Source organism: Rhodoferax sp. GT1R46, assembly GCF_056521285.1.
Genome location: NZ_JBWMBC010000003.1, coordinates 346,355 through 364,010 on the forward strand (window position 1 = coordinate 346,355; position 17,656 = coordinate 364,010).

The 17,656-nt window shown below is 54.8% G+C and carries 13 protein-coding genes; all 13 read left to right on the top strand.

The window, feature by feature from the left end; genetic code table 11:
* The first annotated feature begins 2 nt into the window (after positions 1 to 2).
* The gene (locus AC097W_RS10180; RefSeq protein ID WP_479602389.1) at positions 3 to 1,190 is read left to right on the top strand and encodes a glycosyltransferase; all 1,188 of its coding nucleotides are present in this window, start codon (positions 3 to 5) and stop codon (positions 1,188 to 1,190) included.
* Positions 1,187 to 2,350: a glycosyltransferase gene (locus AC097W_RS10185; RefSeq protein WP_479602391.1), complete on the top strand. Its 1,164-nt coding sequence runs from the start codon at positions 1,187 to 1,189 to the stop codon at positions 2,348 to 2,350. The genes AC097W_RS10180 and AC097W_RS10185 overlap by 4 nt, the downstream gene beginning before the upstream one ends.
* A 133-nt stretch (positions 2,351 to 2,483) precedes the next feature.
* Positions 2,484 to 3,335: an FkbM family methyltransferase gene (locus tag AC097W_RS10190; protein ID WP_479602393.1), complete on the top strand. Its 852-nt coding sequence runs from the start codon at positions 2,484 to 2,486 to the stop codon at positions 3,333 to 3,335.
* 30 nt (positions 3,336 to 3,365) lie between these two features.
* The gene (locus AC097W_RS10195) at positions 3,366 to 3,926 is read left to right on the top strand and encodes an LbetaH domain-containing protein (protein ID WP_479602394.1); all 561 of its coding nucleotides are present in this window, start codon (positions 3,366 to 3,368) and stop codon (positions 3,924 to 3,926) included.
* Complete coding sequence (locus tag AC097W_RS10200; RefSeq protein WP_479602395.1) at positions 3,923 to 4,765, top strand: glycosyltransferase family 2 protein; 843 nt, start codon at positions 3,923 to 3,925, stop codon at positions 4,763 to 4,765. Before AC097W_RS10195 ends, AC097W_RS10200 begins: the two co-directional genes overlap by 4 nt.
* 76 nt (positions 4,766 to 4,841) lie before the next feature.
* Positions 4,842 to 6,053: a WcaI family glycosyltransferase gene (locus AC097W_RS10205; protein WP_479602396.1), complete on the top strand. Its 1,212-nt coding sequence runs from the start codon at positions 4,842 to 4,844 to the stop codon at positions 6,051 to 6,053.
* Between the two features lie 2 nt (positions 6,054 to 6,055).
* The gene (locus AC097W_RS10210) at positions 6,056 to 7,204 is read left to right on the top strand and encodes a glycosyltransferase family 4 protein (protein WP_479602397.1); all 1,149 of its coding nucleotides are present in this window, start codon (positions 6,056 to 6,058) and stop codon (positions 7,202 to 7,204) included.
* A 10-nt stretch (positions 7,205 to 7,214) separates the two neighbouring features.
* A complete protein-coding gene (locus AC097W_RS10215; protein ID WP_479602398.1) occupies positions 7,215 to 9,443 on the top strand; it encodes a glycosyl hydrolase family 28-related protein in 2,229 nt (742 codons plus the stop codon).
* Positions 9,444 to 9,551: 108 nt separating this feature from the next.
* Positions 9,552 to 10,475, top strand: a complete 924-nt coding sequence (locus AC097W_RS10220) for a hypothetical protein (protein WP_479602400.1) — start codon at positions 9,552 to 9,554, stop codon at positions 10,473 to 10,475.
* A 13-nt stretch (positions 10,476 to 10,488) separates the two neighbouring features.
* A complete protein-coding gene (locus AC097W_RS10225) occupies positions 10,489 to 11,595 on the top strand; it encodes an acyltransferase family protein (protein ID WP_479602401.1) in 1,107 nt (368 codons plus the stop codon).
* A gap of 270 nt (positions 11,596 to 11,865) precedes the next feature.
* Positions 11,866 to 14,883 carry an ExeM/NucH family extracellular endonuclease gene (locus tag AC097W_RS10230; RefSeq protein WP_479602402.1) on the top strand — a complete coding sequence of 1,006 codons (3,018 nt, stop codon included), beginning with the start codon at positions 11,866 to 11,868 and terminating at the stop codon, positions 14,881 to 14,883.
* A gap of 30 nt (positions 14,884 to 14,913) precedes the next feature.
* Positions 14,914 to 15,639: a PEP-CTERM sorting domain-containing protein gene (locus AC097W_RS10235; RefSeq protein ID WP_479602404.1), complete on the top strand. Its 726-nt coding sequence runs from the start codon at positions 14,914 to 14,916 to the stop codon at positions 15,637 to 15,639.
* Between the two features lie 39 nt (positions 15,640 to 15,678).
* Complete coding sequence (locus tag AC097W_RS10240; RefSeq protein WP_479602405.1) at positions 15,679 to 17,649, top strand: bifunctional metallophosphatase/5'-nucleotidase; 1,971 nt, start codon at positions 15,679 to 15,681, stop codon at positions 17,647 to 17,649.
* The last annotated feature ends 7 nt before the right edge of the window (positions 17,650 to 17,656 follow it).

Sequence of the window (17,656 nt, forward strand, 5' to 3'; positions counted from 1 at the left end):
CCATGAACATTGTTCTTTTTTCACACCCGGCGTTTATGTCATCACAAAGCATGCCGCGTTTCGCGCGCATGCTGCAAGAGGCTTACCTGGCCCGTGGGCACCGCGTGCAAGTGTGGTCTCCACAAGCCAGGGTTTACAACTGGGTGCCAAGGGGCCGCCTAACCAAGTGGGCGGGTTATGTTGACCAGTACATTTTGTTCCCCCTGTGGGTGCGCAAGCAGTTAAAGCAGCAGCCCGGTGACACGCTGTATGTGTTTTGTGATCAGGCCCTGGGGCCCTGGGTGCCACTGGTTAAAGACCGGCCGCATGTGGTGCATGTGCACGACCTGCTGGCCCTGAGATCCGCCCTGGGCGATGTGCCTGAAAACCCTACATCTCGCACAGGGCGCATTTACCAGCGCTACATTCGCCATGGGTTTCAACAAGCGCGGCATTTCATATCCATCTCTAAAAAAACGCGCGATGACCTGCACCACTTCGGGCGGGTAAAGCCGGTAACGTCCGAGGTGGTTTACAACGGTCTTAACTACCCCTTTGCACCCATGCCGCCAGACGAAGCCGCGCAGGTGCTAACCCGCGCAGGCCTGCCAGCCAGCGCGGCCGGCATGCTGCTGCATGTGAGCGGTGGCCAGTGGTACAAAAATTTGTCGGGGGTAATTCGGCTATACGCCCAATATGCCAAGGGTGAGCCCAACCCATTGCCGCTGTGGTGCATCAGCCCCAACCCAAGCCCTGCGGTGCAGCAGATTCTGAATGATCTGCCTGCGCAAGCGCAGGTCTTGTTTTTTCAGGGCCTTGATAACCATGCGCTGGTTGCGGCCTATTCGGTCGCGCGCGTTTTTATGGTGCCCAGTCTGGCGGAAGGGTTTGGCTGGCCCATCATCGAGGCGCAGGCCTGCGGCTGCCCGGTTATTACCACCGATGCCGCCCCCATGAACGAGATTGGTGGCTCGGCCACCCACTACTTGCCACGTTTGCACAAAGAAGACGATGTGCATGCCTGGGCCGCAGCCGGTGCAGGCACGCTTAAAAACCTGCTCAACCTCTCCGCAGCACAACGCCAGCAACTGGTAGAGCAAGGGCAAAACCATGCGGCGCAGTTCAATGCAGACGGTTCCATCACTTCTTACCTACACATTTACCAGCAGGTGCTGGCTAATTGGGCGCCTCACCGCCAGAACATCACATGAAAATATTGCACATTCTTCCATCGGTTGACCCGCATGGGGGCGGTCCTATTGAAGGCGTCAAACAATATGGGCATCAGCTCAAAAGCATGGGGCATACAGTGGAAGTGCTATCGCTGGATGACCCGATAGCGCCGTTTGTGGCGAGCTTCCCGCACACGATTCACGCAATCGGCCCTACCGCAGGCCGCTACCTTTACAACCCCCGGCTGACCCCCTGGCTTGAGACCCATGCGGGCGAATATGACGTTGTCATCGTGAATGGTCTTTGGCAATACCATGGCTTTGGAACCTGGCGCGCACTGCATCGTATGAAGGTGCCCTATTTTGTGTTCACGCACGGCATGCTAGACCCCTGGTTTAAACACACGTACCCACTCAAACATATAAAGAAATGGCTGTATTGGCCGTGGGCTGAATACCGTTTGTTGCGTGATGCAAAGGCTGTGCTGTTTACCTGTGAGGAAGAGCGCTTGCTGGCCCGCAAGTCTTTTTGGCTTTATCAAGCGCGCGAAGCCGTCATTACCTATGGCACCAAAACTCCGCCTGGCGACGCGGCGCGATTGCAAGACGTGTTTTACGCAGCCTACCCTGACTTGCGTGGCAAACGGGTGCTTCTTTTTTTAAGCCGCATTCAAGAGAAAAAAGGCTGCGACCTGCTGATAGAAGCCTTTGCCAAAGTGGCGGGGCAAGACCCCAATTTGCACCTGATGATGGCCGGGCCCGACCAGACCGGATGGATGGCCAAACTGCAGGCGCAGGCGCAAGCCCTGGGCGTAGCCGACCGCATTACCTGGCCCGGCATGCTGCAAGGCGACATGAAGTGGGGCGCGTTTTACGCCAGCGAAGCCTTTGTGTTGTCTTCGCACCAGGAAAACTTTGGCATTGTGGTGGCCGAGGCGCTGGGATGCGGGTTGCCCGTGTTGATATCCGACAAAGTGAATATCTGGCGAGAGATTGAAGCGGACGGGGCGGGGATAGTGAACACCGATACGGTCGAAGCCACGGTCAAGACCCTGCAGCGCTGGTTAGCACTGAGTGCCCAGGAGCGCCAAGCCATGGCGCAGCAGGCCCGATTGACCTTTGCTCATCGCTTCACTGTTGAGGCAATGGCGCAGAGTCTTCTAACGACAGTTACGAAGGCACTCAAGGGTGACGCATGAACGTTGACGATGGCCTGTATTTGAAGAACCAGGTTTTTACGGTCAGATGAAAATATCGGGTATAGCTTTTTAAAAATGGTGCATTCAATTGACTACATTATTTTTTTGTCAGTCATAACTTAAGGTGAAACTAATGAAGTCATTATTACAATTTATTGGCAGACAGAATTGGATTCGTTTCGGCATACGAGAACGATTGATTAGATTATTTTATAGTCCTGATTTAATAACATCTTTTGAATTTGAAATAGACTTTTTTAATTGCAAATACAATGGAAATTTAAATTGTTACATAGATTGGATGGTTTACTTTTTTGGAGCTTATGAAAAACAAACAATTTATTTATACCGAGATATTGTAAATAAAAAAGCCCAATCGGTATTCATCGATATTGGCGCAAACATCGGGCATCACTCATTATTTATGTCAAATTATTGTGCACAGGTTCATTCGTTTGAACCATATGCGAAGGTAAGTGACAAGTTGAAGCAAAAAATTTCAAAAAATGAGGTAAAAAATATTACTCTTTATCCCGTCGGCCTAGGAGAAAAAAATGAGGAATTACCGTTCTACGCTCCTCAGGGAGCCAATACCGGGACCGGTTCATTTGTCAGCACTCATTCATCCTCCAACCAAGAATATGGCGTACTCAAGATAGTTGATGCTGGCGAATATATTTCAAATTTACTGTTAGCCAAAATAGATTTGATAAAAATTGATGTTGAAGGATATGAAAAAAGTGTGCTACTGGGCTTGAAAAATATTTTGAAGAAATATGAGCCGACTGTAGTGATGGAGTTTAGCAATACGACGAAAGAAAGTTTTTCCAGTTTAGATGAATTGCTGGCAATGTTTCCAAAAACATATAAAGTAAAAAGAATAATTGAAAATACTCCATACCTATTCTTTTTTAATTCACCAGACTACAGACTTATTGATTTCGACTTCAATACTGCTGGCGGCGATATTATTTTTCTGCCCTAAATGATGCCATCGCATCAAAAAAAGTAAGTCATGATCATTCAAGGCAACGACCCTTACACCCAGCCGTCCTTCTCACTGGGAAATCGAATCGCACGAGCGATATGGGGAGTGGCATGGCTGCTGCTATTTCGACCCAGTCCACGCCCTTTGCATGCATGGCGCAGGCTCTTGTTAAGGGCCTTTGGTGCACGACTCGGTGAGCATGTCAATGTGCATGCCAGTGTCAAGATTTGGGCGCCATGGCAATTGACGATTGGCAATCGAGTCGGCATCGCCAGTGGCGTGTCTCTTTACAACATGGCACCCATCACTATTGGCGACAACTGCGTCGTGTCGCAAGGGGCACATCTTTGTGGAGGCTCGCACAACATTGATTCGCCCAACTTTCAGCTAATCGCCAAGCCAATCAACCTCGAAAGAAATGTCTGGGTATGCGCTGACGTATTTGTTGGACTCGGCGTGACCATTGCTGAAGGCTGCGTATTGGGGGCACGTGCGGTCGTGGTTAAGACCATTGCAGAGCCCTGGACCGTATGGGCAGGTAACCCCGCCGTGTTGAAGCGCATGAGAAAACGGAGCACCACCCCATGAACGGCATCTCGGTTTTGATCCTGACAAAGAACGAACAGCAAGACTTGCCAGGTTGCCTGGCGTCTTTGGGGTGGTGCGATGACATTCATGTTTTTGACTCGATGAGTACCGACGACACCGTCAAAATCGCCGAAGCGTTTGGCGCCACCATCACGCGAAGAGATTTTGACAACTGGTCAAGTCATCAAAATTGGGGATTGACCAACATTCCATTCAAGCATGGGTGGGTTTACTACTCCGACGCTGACGAGCGCGTTACCCCGGAGCTGGCAAAAGCGTTGCAGGCCTTCGCCAAGAATCCGGGGGACCATGTGGCGCTGCGGGTCCAGCGGCGCGACTATTTGATGGGGAAATGGCTCAAACATGTGACGCCTTCCCCCTTCAACATCCGGTTTTTCAAGCCCACGCATATTCGCTATGAGCGGCTTACCAACCCGGTAACCATTGTGGACGGGCCAATTGGGGAAACCGACCAGCATTTCGATCACTACCCGTTTAGCAAAGGTATGACGCACTGGTTCAGCAAACACAACAGCTACAGCACGTCTGAAGCGGGGCAAATTGTTGCGAATCGCAAAGCGGGGTCACCATTCAGTCTGAAGAAAGCATTGTTTTCAAAAGACGCCAACGACCGGCGCTTTCACCAGAAAGAGCTTTACTACCGCCTGCCGTTCAGGCCGCTGGTCATGTTTTTTCTGTTGTATGTCGCCAAGCGTGGGTTTCTGGATGGCCGGGCGGGTCTGACCTTTGTGGTGCTTCGGTCGATCTATGAATACATGATCGTGCTCAAGGTGCGTGAGCTTGAGGCGGCGCAGGCCCGTCCTATAGGCAAAATATGACTCTAGCCCCCGTGGAATATGCGCAAGCAGCTATCTTTTTTGTAGCACGTGCAAATCGGCCTGTGGGAGTCCGCACATGAAAATCCTCCTCTACAGTGCCAACTTCGCGCCTGAGCCCACCGGTATTGGCAAATACTCCGGCGAGATGGCGGCCTGGCTTGCAGCCCGGGGACACCAGGTGCGCGTGGTGGCAGCGCCACCCTACTACCCGGCCTGGCAGTTAGGCACTGGTTATGCGTGGCCGCCCTACCGGCGCGAGCAGTGGCAAGGGGTGGATGTGTGGCGTGCGCCCTTGTGGGTGCCGCGCAATCCGGGTGGCATGTTGCGTGTGTTGCACCTGCTGACGTTTGCCCTGTCTTCCTTGCCGGTGATGCTTCTGCAGGTGTTTTGGCGCCCGGATGTGGTGATGACGGTGGCGCCCGCCTTTGTGTGTGCCCCGGTTGGCTGGCTTACGGCAAGGCTGAGCGGCGCCAAGGCGTGGTTGCACATTCAGGATTTTGAGGTTGATGTGGCTTTCCAGATGGGGCTGCTAAAAGGCAAGGCGCTGCAGCGACTGGTGTTGGCTTCAGAGCGATGGTTGCTGCAGCGTTTCGATGTGGCCTCTTCAATCTCCTGGAAGATGATGGAGCGACTGGTAAAAAAGGGTGTCGAACCTGACAAAGCACGCTTCTTCCCCAACTGGGTGGATGTGGGCCATGTGCGTCCGCTGGCCAAGCCAAGCAACTACCGTGAAGAGCTGGGAATTGCACCTGACGCGGTAGTGATGCTGTTCTCGGGCTCATTGGGTAGCAAGCAAGGGTTAATGGTCATACCCGACGCGGCCAGACGCCTGTTGCACAGCCCAAACATTGTGTTTGTGGTGTGTGGCGACGGCGTGATGAAGCCCGAGCTGGAGGCCGCAGCAAAAGACCTGCCGAACTTGAAGCTACTGCCATTGCAACCCTTTACCAGGCTAAGTGAGTTGCTGGGTTTGGCAGATGTCCATTTGCTAACCCAGAGCGCAGATGCAGAGGACTTGGTGTTGCCGTCCAAGCTGACGGGCATGCTGGCCAGCGGCAAGCCGGTGATTGCAACGTGCCGGGTGGGCACTGAGATAGCAGTGGTCGTTCAGAACTGCGGGTTGGTGGTAGCACCAGGAGATGGCGCAGCACTGGCGTTAGCTATCGTACAGATGGTCAACGACGTGGATTCACGGCTGCGGCTGGGTACACGGGCCCGCATTTATGCGGAAGAAAACTTTGCCAGAGACGCCATTTTGAGCCGCATGCAAGGCATGTTGAGCGCCTAACAATGAGCGGGAAGAAAATGCGCCACCTTTTACTCGCCACAGTTGAAAACCCCCACGACCCCAAGGCATGGAGCGGCACGCCCTTCAACATGCTGAAAGCACTTGAGAAGAATTTTGATCAGGTGACAGTGGTTTCATCTCCAGTACCCAAGAGAAACTGGTTTGATTCAGTTTTGCGGCTCATTCTTGGAAGAAAACGATATCCGCTCTGGATGACATCGACGGCGTTGAGAGCCTACGGCAAACGCTTGGATGAGGCGGTTCAGCAGGCACGGCCAGATGCCATATTGAGCATGTCAAGCCAGCATTTGATTTATGCAAAGGCGTATGACATGCCTGTCTTCATGATTTCAGATGCGCCATGGATTGCGTACAAAGAAGCCTATAGGGACTTTGAAGAGCTGCCGCTGCTCACAACGCAGTACGCACGGCGAGAGGCCAAAGCAGCTAAAAAAATTTCAGGGGTGATGTATCCAACGCCGTGGGCCTGCAAAGAGGCGGAAGCCAGATTCGGCATACCGGCACAACAAATAAAGCGAATTCCTTTTGGTGCGAACAGCCATTTCCAGGGCTCTGACGAGCAGATCGTCCGCAGGATCAAGCAAAGAAAACTGGAGCAACTCAATTTTTTGTTTATTGGCAAAGACTGGATTCGCAAAGGGGGGCCGCTGGCCCTGGCCATTGTTAAGGAGCTGAATGCGCGTGGCCTTCACGTCACATTGCATATTATTGGCTGCCAGCCTGTGATACCGCCTGACAGCGTGAATCACGTTCAAGTGCATGGCTATCTTTCGCCCAGTAACCCGGAAGACTGCATCAAGATGGCGAATGCGTTTGCGCAGGCGGATTTCTTTTTGGTTCCCTCCCACGCAGAGTGCTTTGGCCTGGTATTTGCCGAGGCGCAGTCTTATGGGTTGCCCTGTATTTCACTCACCAGCCATGGAATTCCGGGCGTGGTGGAACACCAAAAGACGGGCTTGCTTTTCGAGCTATTTGTCTCCGCCAAATCAATAGCGGACGACATTGTGGAAATAGTCGAAAGCCCAGACCGCTACGTTGAGATGGCAACCGCCGCCAGAATGAAATTCACCAACGACCTGAATTGGCAGCTTTTCGGCCGAAGGATGTATGTAGCGATTGCGTCGCATTGAGGAACACACCATGTTTGCAAAGTCTCTGGCGGTAGTGAAGTACGTTGTTTGCATTTTGGTTTGTGGAACCACGTTATCGGCGTTTTCCGAACCCTTGAAACCGATTGTTTTCAACGCCCCCTTGAGCGCACGCCCCGGTGACGTAGTGGGTTTGCAGGGCGAGAATTTCGGGGACACGCCGACGGTCACACTCATGGGCAATGGCGGCGGCAGCACCAGCCAAAGCCAACTGGAAGTGGTGAATTCCTTTGGCACCGGCTGGGTGTCTTTCAAAATTCCCTCAACGGCCGCTGGTGCCTTGACGGTACAAATCAGCAATGGTGGAGCGACCAGCACCCCGGTACCGCTCAACGGCGCCCGCGCCTACCATCTGGACGCGCTGCAAATTGTTCCGCTCGGCCGCTTTCGGGTGTTTGGGCGAAACCTGCAGTTGCCGGGCTTCACTCCCGTAGTGACGGTGGATGGTTTGGCTGCTGTGGTTGATGCCAGGGCTAGTGATGAACACATGCTGGTGGCAACCGCACCAAGCGGCGCACGGGTGGGCGGCAAGGCCGCAATTACCGTTGATAACGGTAACGGCACTGGGCCGGCATTGCTGGACAGACAGATTGACGTGGCAGCCGGTGGAGGCGACCCCTTTGCTTTGGGCGTGGGCTGGGGCGCCGGCTTTACAGCCATTGCGGCCAAAGTAGTCCTGGCTGCCAGCGACGCCAGACTGGGCAGCAAGGTGGTGTGCAACGGGCTGGTTGACGACACCCCCGCCATTCAGGCGGCCGTTGACCTGGTGGCTACCGGCGGCGGCGGGGTGTTGCAGTTGCCACCAGGCACTTGCCGTTTGACGGGCAGTATCAAGCTGAAATCCCGAGTGGTGCTGCAGGGTGCGGGCAAAGATCGCACGGTGCTCAAGTACGAAGCGGACTATCCACTGTGGGGGTGGGGTCTGGATTTGGTAGGAGTACGGGAGCTGACGCTAGTGAATACACGCGGCCGCCGCACCCAAAGCCCTTTGCTACAGCAAAGCTCCCGCGCCTTTTTTCAGAACGTGAAGTTTGACTTGAACGGTGGCATCCCGATATTTTTCACTGGGAACAAAAATATGGTGGTGCAAAGCTGCGACTTTTTGCAACTCAAAAGCCCGGATAGTTTTGGGCCTTACGTCTTCACAAGCACCGGTGGACTGGTTTTTGTGGCCAACCGCACCACCTTTGCCGACGGGTCGCCAGATTTTCCACTGGTGCACGATGCCTATGTGGCAAATAACCACTTCACGCGTGACGCCAGAGAAAACCAGGAATCCAAAGCCGTCAATCACAGCTTCACGATGAATTTTGCGCATCGCATTGCGGTAATGGGCAACATCTTTAATGTGCTGGGTGGCCCCATTGCAAACAAGTTTCGTAACGATGGCGAGACCATGCTGACCGAAGGCGGTGGTGGGCGGCGCACGGAGAACCTGGGCACAGTCGTTAGCGCCACTAGCACCACACTTTCTGATCCAGGCAATAAGATTGATGTTGCACCTTTTGAAGGTGGTGCGTTTCCAGAGAACTATGGCGTAGCTGTTGTAGGTGGAAAAGGCGCCGGCCAGTCGCGCAGGGTCACGGCCTATTTAAACGACACTTTAACGGTGGACAAGCCGTGGGATGTGGTCCCTGACACAAGCAGCCGGTATGCCACATTTGTTTGGGGGTTGGAAAAATCGCTCATTAAAGGCAACACGCTCAACCAGAACCCGCGCGGTATATGGCTGTATCACACCGCAATACGCGAGTTGGATATTGTCGGCAACACATTCAATGAAGGCGGCGGTATCTATTTGAGGTCCGCCCAAATTCTCAAGAAGCGGCTATTCGTTCCAATGGTCGGCGTGCGCATTGCCAACAACAGCATCACCAACACGACCAAGCAATGGCGCTCGTACATCAGCGTAATGTTTGTGAGGACGGATGAGCAAGATTTTGGAATAGGAACCATAGGAGTGGAAGTCAGGAACAACACAATCCAGGCCAATAGTCCCAACTTGACCATGCCACAAGAAGAATCAGGCGGCGCAGAGGGCTTTATCAACCGGATGCACGCAGAGGGCCCTACCCAAGCCCTGTCAAAGACCCAGACCCGCTTGCTAGGAACGATTTTTCAGAACAACAAATGCATCAGCTGTGAGGTAGGCGTCATCGTACGGGACGGCGCAAAAGGCACTGTGCTTGATGGCAACGTGGTGATTGCTGCACCACTCTGACTGACGCCGCTTCATGTTTCATAAATTGGTCATCTGCACTCATTAAGATCTTTCCATATAAAAGATAGTGCAGTGAAAGCTGCATGAGAAGTGGAAAAAGGAAAGTGCATGACAACCTCAAAATCAATCCGTAAAGTTCTACTAAGTATTGCTTTCTTGATTGTCTTCAGTGAGGCCGGAATTCGACTGATTGGCTTAACTGATTTTCCAATTTATGCGGTGAATAGCGATATTGCTTACATACCCAAGCCATCGCAATCAGGCACTTTTCTAAATAGAAATTCCTGGGTCTTCAATGACCGCAGCATGGGAACAGTAGACAACTGGAATCCCGCCAAGCGACCCAATATCTTGTTGATTGGCAATAGTATTGTGATGGGTGGCAACCCCTACACGCAGCAGGACAAGCTGGGGCCACTTATTGTGCGTGGACTTGGCGAAGACTATTCCGTGTGGCCCATTGCAGCCAGCGGATGGACAAATGTGAACGAGACTGTCTATCTTGAAAAGAACCTGGATGTTGTGAACGCAAGCAATTTCTTCATCTGGGAGTACATGAGCGGCGGCCTCAGCAAACTCAGCCCCTCCCGTGGCGAATATGTTTTCCCGCAGGAAAAGCCGACCTGGGCAACTTGGTACGTCTTGCGCCGCTACGTACTACCCAAGTTTATTGAGTTTAATATGAGTCAGCTTCCACCGACAGGGGGGCTTGATAAAGCCAATCTTGCTAAGTTTGAATCTGCAATTCAAAAGCTTGCAGCCGCCAGTGGAAAGAAGCAACCAGGCATCCTGTTTCTTTATCCTGGAAAATCAGAATTCATTGCCTTTAAAAGCGGTGTTGAATATTTGCCGGAACGGAAAGAGTTGGAAAGAATTGCAACCCTGTATGGTTTGTCTGTTGTGGATATCGCCAAAAGACCCGAGTGGAACGAAAGCTTGTACCGGGAAGGAACCCATCCCACGGCAGAAGGAAATGCAGTGATGGCGCGGATACTCACTTCGGCGGTTACTGATGCGATCGGTCCACGGTAATTACCAGACATCCATGTATAGATCAGTTCAAGCGAGCCGAGCTGTAGCTGCCATGTTGGTGGTCCTCTTTCACTTGGGGGGCATCATTGCTCTGCCAAAGTATTTCGACACCCCGATATTCGACACCCTATTTGCAGCGGGCGACGCCGGTGTGGAGTTTTTCTTCGTATTGAGTGGGTTCATCATTTTTACTGCCCACAGCACCGACATCGGTACACCTACTCGGCTGGGAAGTTTTCTAAAAAAGCGCTTCGCACGAATATTTCCGATCTACTGGATTGTGTTTTTTTCTGTCTACCTAGCAGCTATAGCCGCACCAAGTCTTCGCGATTCGGTGCCGCACGATTCATGGGTGCTTCTGAAGTCCCTCGCCCTGGTTCCGCAGAATCCGCTGGAAGTAGGTGGCACGGGCGCGCCCGTACTTTTTGTTGCCTGGACGCTTCAATACGAGATGTTTTTTTACACCTTCTTTGCCCTGCTTATTTTGTCGCGGTGGGCAGCAGTAGTGGGTGCAATTTGCGTGAGCGCCCTGTACCTGGGCTGCCTGATCAGTGCATCGTGCGGTGCATTTCCGCTAAGTTTTCTATCGAGCGACTACCTACCTCTGTTTGCCATGGGGATGGCCGTGGCCGTGCTTGCGAAACATCGCGAGGTCAAGAAACCACTCTTCTACTTGCTGGCAGGTGTGGCTTTTTTCGTTCTGGTTTCAGCCGACAAGATTTTGCATATTGACCAGCTGACCAACTGGAAAACGCTTCTGTTTGGCTTGGCCAGCAGCATGATGGTTTTTGGACTTGTAAGCATGGAGAATGCTGGGCGTGTGCTTGGGGGCAACCGGATTGCCCAACGTTTGGGAGAGGCATCCTTCGCGCTCTATCTGATACATGTTCCCATCATTAGCTTGATGCTGAAAATTTTCGTACTGATGCAATTCCGGAGTCTGGGTTTTGCAGGGGCGGCAATGGCCTATGTCCTGACACTCGCTTGCTGCATTGCGGCTGCCATGCTGATTCATCTCTGGGTAGAAAAACCAATGGGGATTTTCTTCCGTAGTGGAATGCGCTTTGCTAACCCCGAGGGAGCCAAGAGTCAGTCGGCGAAAGCCCCCGTAGTTGTCTGAGTGCCCAATGCCCAACTCCGAAATGCTATAACTTTTATAGCTGCTTGCGCAGTATCTACGGGGGCTACAGGCCTATTTTTCATATGAAATGACGTGCAAACTCGCGACAAGGGTGCGATCACTAACCTGAAGCCGGCACACCCGCATAGACGTCCATTCGGACTACTTTACAAAACTTCATGATCGATTTCCTGTAACGAAGCCTCTCTACGATTTGATGCAGGGCGGGAGCCATTTCCCTACCGTATATCGATCAGGGAGATTCGCAACATGAAGTTGAAAACTGCTATTTTCAAAGCACCTCGCTTGTCCAGGCTCGTGTTGAGCCTGATTGCAGGACTATCCTGTGTGGCAGGCTCAGCCGCCTATGCCGCGACCGACCTCTACATCTCGGAATACATCGAAGGCAGCAGCAACAACAAGGCTGTAGAGATTTACAACGGCACCGGCTCAGCCATTGACCTGGCGGCCGGCGGCTACTCGGTGAAGATGTATTTCAACGCAACGCTGACGGCAGGCACCACCATCAATTTGACAGGCGTTGTGCAACCCGGCGCCACTTTTGTGCTGGCCAATTCCAGCTCCGACCCGTTGATTCTGGCCAAGACCCAACAGGCCGTGGCCGGCAGCTGGTACAACGGCAATGACTCGGTTGTGCTGTTGAAAGGCACTACGGTTATTGATTCTCTGGGCAAGATCGGCGGAAACCCAGCCACTGAGTGGGGCACCGGCCTGATCAGCACGGCCGACAACACACTGCGCCGCAAATCGTCGGTGACCACAGGCGACACCAACCCCAACGATGATTTCGACCCGTCGATTGAGTGGGACGGTTTTGCCAACAACGACTTCACGGACCTGGGCACCTACGCCGGCTCCACCGGTGGTGGCACGGATGCTGCCCCCACCGTTCTGAGCACGTTGCCTGCCAACGCTGCCAGCAATGTGGCGGTGAATGCCAATGTGACAGTGAACTTTTCCGAGCCGGTGAACGTCAGTGGCGCTTGGTACACCTTGAGCTGCTCCGCCAGCGGCGTGAAGACGGCACTGGTGAGTGGTGGTGCATCCAGCTTCACGCTGAACCCTGACGCCGACTTTGCGGCCGGCGAGACCTGCACTGTGGCCGTTCAGGCCACGGGTGTTTCGGACCAGGGTACCAACCACAACCCCATGGCGGCTAACTTCACCGCCAGCTTCTCGGTAGCGGCAGCTGCCTCGGCTTGCGACGCACCCTACACGGCGGCCTACACCATTCAAGGCCGCACGAATGCCAGCCCACTGGTTGGAACGACGGTCACCACCCAAGGTGTGGTGGTGGGTAACTATGAAGGCCCCTCCCCTGCGCTGCGCGGGTTCTATATGCAGGATCTGGTGGGTGACAACGACGCCGCAACCTCCGACGCCGTGTTTGTTTACACGGGCGGCAGCAACAACGTGCAGCTCGGCCAGGTGGTGCGGGTCACCGGCAGCGTGAGCGAATACCAGAACCAGACACAAGTGAGCAGCACCGGCATACAGCAGTGCGGTACCGGCAGCGTGGCACCCACCGATGTGATGCTGCCCATGGCTTCAGCTGATGACTTTGAGCGCTACGAGGGCATGCTGGTGCGCCTGCCGCAAACCCTGTATGTGACCGAGCACTACCAGCTGGGCCGCTTTGGCCAGGTAACACTCGCGGTGAACGGCCGCCTGGCGCAGCCCACCAATGTGGCGCTGCCCGGTGCAGCCGCAGCTGCAGTGCAGGCACAAAACGACCTGTCTCAAATCATTCTGGATGACGCGACAAACGCCGACAACCCTGGCGTGATTGCGTTTGGCCGCAATGGGCAGCCCCTGTCTGCCAGCAACACGCTGCGCGGTGGTGATTCGGCTACCGCCATCGTCGGCGTGATGACCTACACCTGGAGCGGAAATGTCGCCAGTGGCAATGCCTGGCGCGTGCGCACCGAGAACGCCCTGGGTGCCAGCGTGCCCTACTTCAATGCTACAAACCCCCGGCCCGATACGGCGCCCAACGTGGGGGGAACATTGCGGGTGGCGGGCATGAATGTGCTGAATTACTTCAATTCATTCACCGGCTGCACTGGCGGCATATCTGGCGCTGCAATGGACTGCCGCGGTGCCGATAACAGCACTGAATTCGTGCGCCAACAGGCTAAAACGGTCGCCGCCCTGGCCGCCATGGACGCGGATGTGGTGGGTCTGGTTGAAATTGAAAATGACGGCTATGGCAGCAACAGCGCCATACGCAACCTGGTGGATGCGCTGAACACGGCAACCGTGCCCAACAGCTACGTTTACCTGGATGTGGATGCACGCACGGCCCAGACCAACGCGATGGGCACCGATGCCATCAAGGTGGGCTTTATCTACCGCCCCACCAAGGTCACACCGGTGGGGAGCACCGGTGCGCTGAACACGACGGCTTTCCAGAATGGCGGAGACAGTGCTCCCCGTAATCGCCCGGCTTTGGCTCAGGCATTCCAGCAAGTGGGTGGTGCTGGTGCGGGTGAGCGCTTCATTGCCGTGGTGAACCATTTCAAGAGCAAGGGCAGTGCCTGTGACACGCCGGACGCCGGAGATGGACAAGGCAACTGCAATGCTGTGCGCGTTCAGGCTGCCAACCAGCTGCGCGCTTGGCTGGCGGGCAACCCGACCGGCACCGGAGACCCCGATGTGCTGGTGATTGGCGACCTGAATGCCAATGCCAAGGAAGACCCGATTGCCGCATTTACCAATAACGGCTGGGTGAACCTGATTGACGCGCACAACGGTGCTTCTGCCTACAGCTATGCCTTTGATGGGCAATGGGGCTACCTGGACCATGCGCTGGCAACGGCTTCTTTGGCGGCGCAGGTGTCGGGCGTTGCTGACTGGCATGTGAATGCGGACGAACCCAACGCACTGGACTACAACACCAACTACAAAAGCGCTGCGCAGATCAACAGCCTGTACGCACCCGATGTGTTCCGCAATTCGGATCACGACCCGGTCATCGTCGGACTGAACCTGGTGCCGGTGGGTACCTGCACCCACCCCGATCTGTCACCCGTTGTGATGCTGGGCAACACCAACAGTGGCGTTGTCAACCGCGTGATCGATAAGGGCTGCACGATTGATGACCTGATTTTTGACGAACAGGCCTGGAGCAGCCAATCCGCCTTCCTGGCGCATGTGTCAAAAGTCAGCTTTGACCTGCTCAAGCAGAAAAAGATTACCTCTGCCGAGCGCAGCATGCTGATGGTGGCCGCACAGGCATCCGGCGTCGGCGTGGCAGCGGCCCAGTAACAAGAACCTCACCCACTTAAGGAAATTTCAATGTTCAAACAAACCCTCATTGCCGCAGCCCTTCTGGCCGCTGGCTACGCAAACGCAGCCCTGCCTGTCACGGTGACACAGTGGAACTTCAATAGCCCGATTGCTGACGCGAACACTGGCACGGGTACCACTTCCGCCAGCACGGGAAGCGTTGTCGCCAGCCTGTTGGGTGGCATGACCTCCACCTTTGCCAGCGGTGACGCGGGCACCGGCTCAAGCGATCCCGCTACAGGTGACGATAGCGGCTGGAACCTGAGCACCTTTGCGGCGCAAAGCACGGGCGACCTGACACGCGGGGCCCAGTTCAAGATGAGCACCGTGGGTTACCAGGATGTGGTCTTCTCCTACGATCTGCGCCACAGCAACACTTCGGCAATGAATGAGACCGTGCAGTACAGCCTGGATGGCGTCAACTTCGTAACTGGGGCGCAGTTTTCCGGTAACGCTGGCGATACCTGGTTCAAAGGTCGCACACTGGACCTGACCACGGTCACCGGTGCCAACAACAATGCCAACCTGACCTTCCGCGTGCTGGCATCGTTTGCACCAGGCACCAGCCTGTATGCGGCCTCCAGCCCAACCGGAACCTATGGAACCACCGGCACCTGGCGCTTCGACATGGTGACGGCCTCTGCGGTAGCGGCCATTCCTGAGCCAGAGACCTACGCCATGTTGATGGCAGGCCTGGGCCTCATCGGTCTGGTACGCCGCCGCCGCCAGGCTTGAACGCAGTTTCTTTCAAATTACCTTTCTGGAACCAAAACCATGAACAAACAGACTCTTCTTGCTGCCTTGCTGGCCGCAGCCTTTATGCCGGTTGTTGCGCAAGCCGATTGCCTGACACCGGATACATCACCGACCGTGATGTTTGGCACTTACGATTCAGGCGTGACGAACCGCGCTGTCAGCGGTGCTTGCACCATTGACGATTTGATCAGTGATGAGCAGCCATGGGGCAGCCAGCAGGCTTTTCTGGCGCATGCCTCGCAGGTCAGCTTTGATTTGCTGAAGCAACGCAAAATAACCTCATTGGAGCGCAGCAAACTAATGGTGGCCGCTTCGCAATCCGGCGTGGGAACGACGCTGAAGGTCAAGCTGATTGGCTTCAACGATTTTCACGGGTACATCAAGTCGGGCGAAGGTTCATCCAGCAACCCCGGAGTTGCACGCTTTGCGACAAAGATCAAGGATCTGAAGGCAAGCAATCCCATGCATGCAGTGGTTTCTGCCGGCGACATGATTGGTGCCAGCCCGCTGACGTCTGCCCTGTTCAAGGACGAGCCAACCATTGAGGCAATGAACCGCATTGGCATTGACTTCAATGCGGTGGGAAACCACGAGTTCGATGAGGGGAAAACCGAACTGCTGCGCATGCAAAACGGCGGCAACCACCCCACCGACGCCTTTTCTGGCCAGGGCCTGCCTGCTGACCTGCGGGCCGGCGAGTTTCGCGGTGCAGACTTCAAGTTTTTGGCCGCCAATGTACTGGATACGGACGCCAACACGACGCTGTTTCCCGGAGTGGGCGTGAAGAACTTTCTGGGCAACAAGATTGCTTTTGTCGGCATGACACTGGAGAGCACACCAACCATTGTGTCGCCATCGGGTGTGGCTGGTCTGCAGTTTCAGGATGAGGCTGATACCGCCAACGCACTGGTTCCGCAGATCAAGGCACAAGGCATCGAAACCATTGTTGTGCTGATTCACGAAGGTGGTTTTCCTACGGTGACTTCAGGCAATTGCACCGGCATTTCGGGCGCCATTGTTGACATCGTCAACCGCCTCGACCCCGCGATTGATCTGGTGATCTCTGGCCATACGCATCAAGCATACAGCTGCCTGATCAACAACTCCGCAGGCAAGCTTGTGCGCGTGACATCCGCTGGACAGTACGCGCGCGTTCTGACTGATATTGATGTCACCATTGACACCCGCACCAAGGATGCAGTGGCTGTGACCGCCAGCAATGTCAATGTCGGTAGCAGCACGAGCACGGTTGTTCAAGACCCCAGCTTGCTGGAAGTGGTCAACCATTACGTGAGCCTTTCCGCTGTGCCCGCCAGTCGCCTGGTCGGAACCATCAGCGCCACCATTACCCGTACCACCAACAACGCCGGTGAGTCGGCACTGGGTGACGTGATCGCTGATGCCCAATTGGCTGCGACCAGCAGTGCGGGTACTGGGGCGGCTCTGGCAGCCTTCATGAACCCGGGTGGCATTCGCGCTGATCTGCCGTTCACGGCAGCTGGCAAGGTGGATGGCAATGTGACTTACGGCGAAGCGTTTACCGTGCAGCCGTTCGGCAATTCGCTGGTGACATTGACGCTGACCGGTGCACAGATTTACGCTGTGCTGGAACAGCAATGGGGTGTTGCGCAGCCGTTCCCACGTGTGTTGCAGGTATCGAACGGCTTTACCTACACCCACAACTTTCCATTGCCACTCAATGCCAACCTGACTGCTGCCGAAGGAGTGACCTTTACAACCTCGGTGCGCGGCAACAGCTACGTGGTGCCCGGTTCAGTGAAGATCAATGGTGTGCCAGTGGATGGCGCAACCAGCTACCGCGTTACCGTGAACAGTTTCCTGGCGGACGGTGGTGACACGTTCACAGCTATCACCGGCGGCACCAACCGTTTGGGTGGTGCAGTGGATACCGATGCCCTTGAAGCCTACATGACAGCCAATCCAGCCGGCGTAGCGCCTGGCGCGCAAAACCGCATCACGCGCCAGTGATACCCCA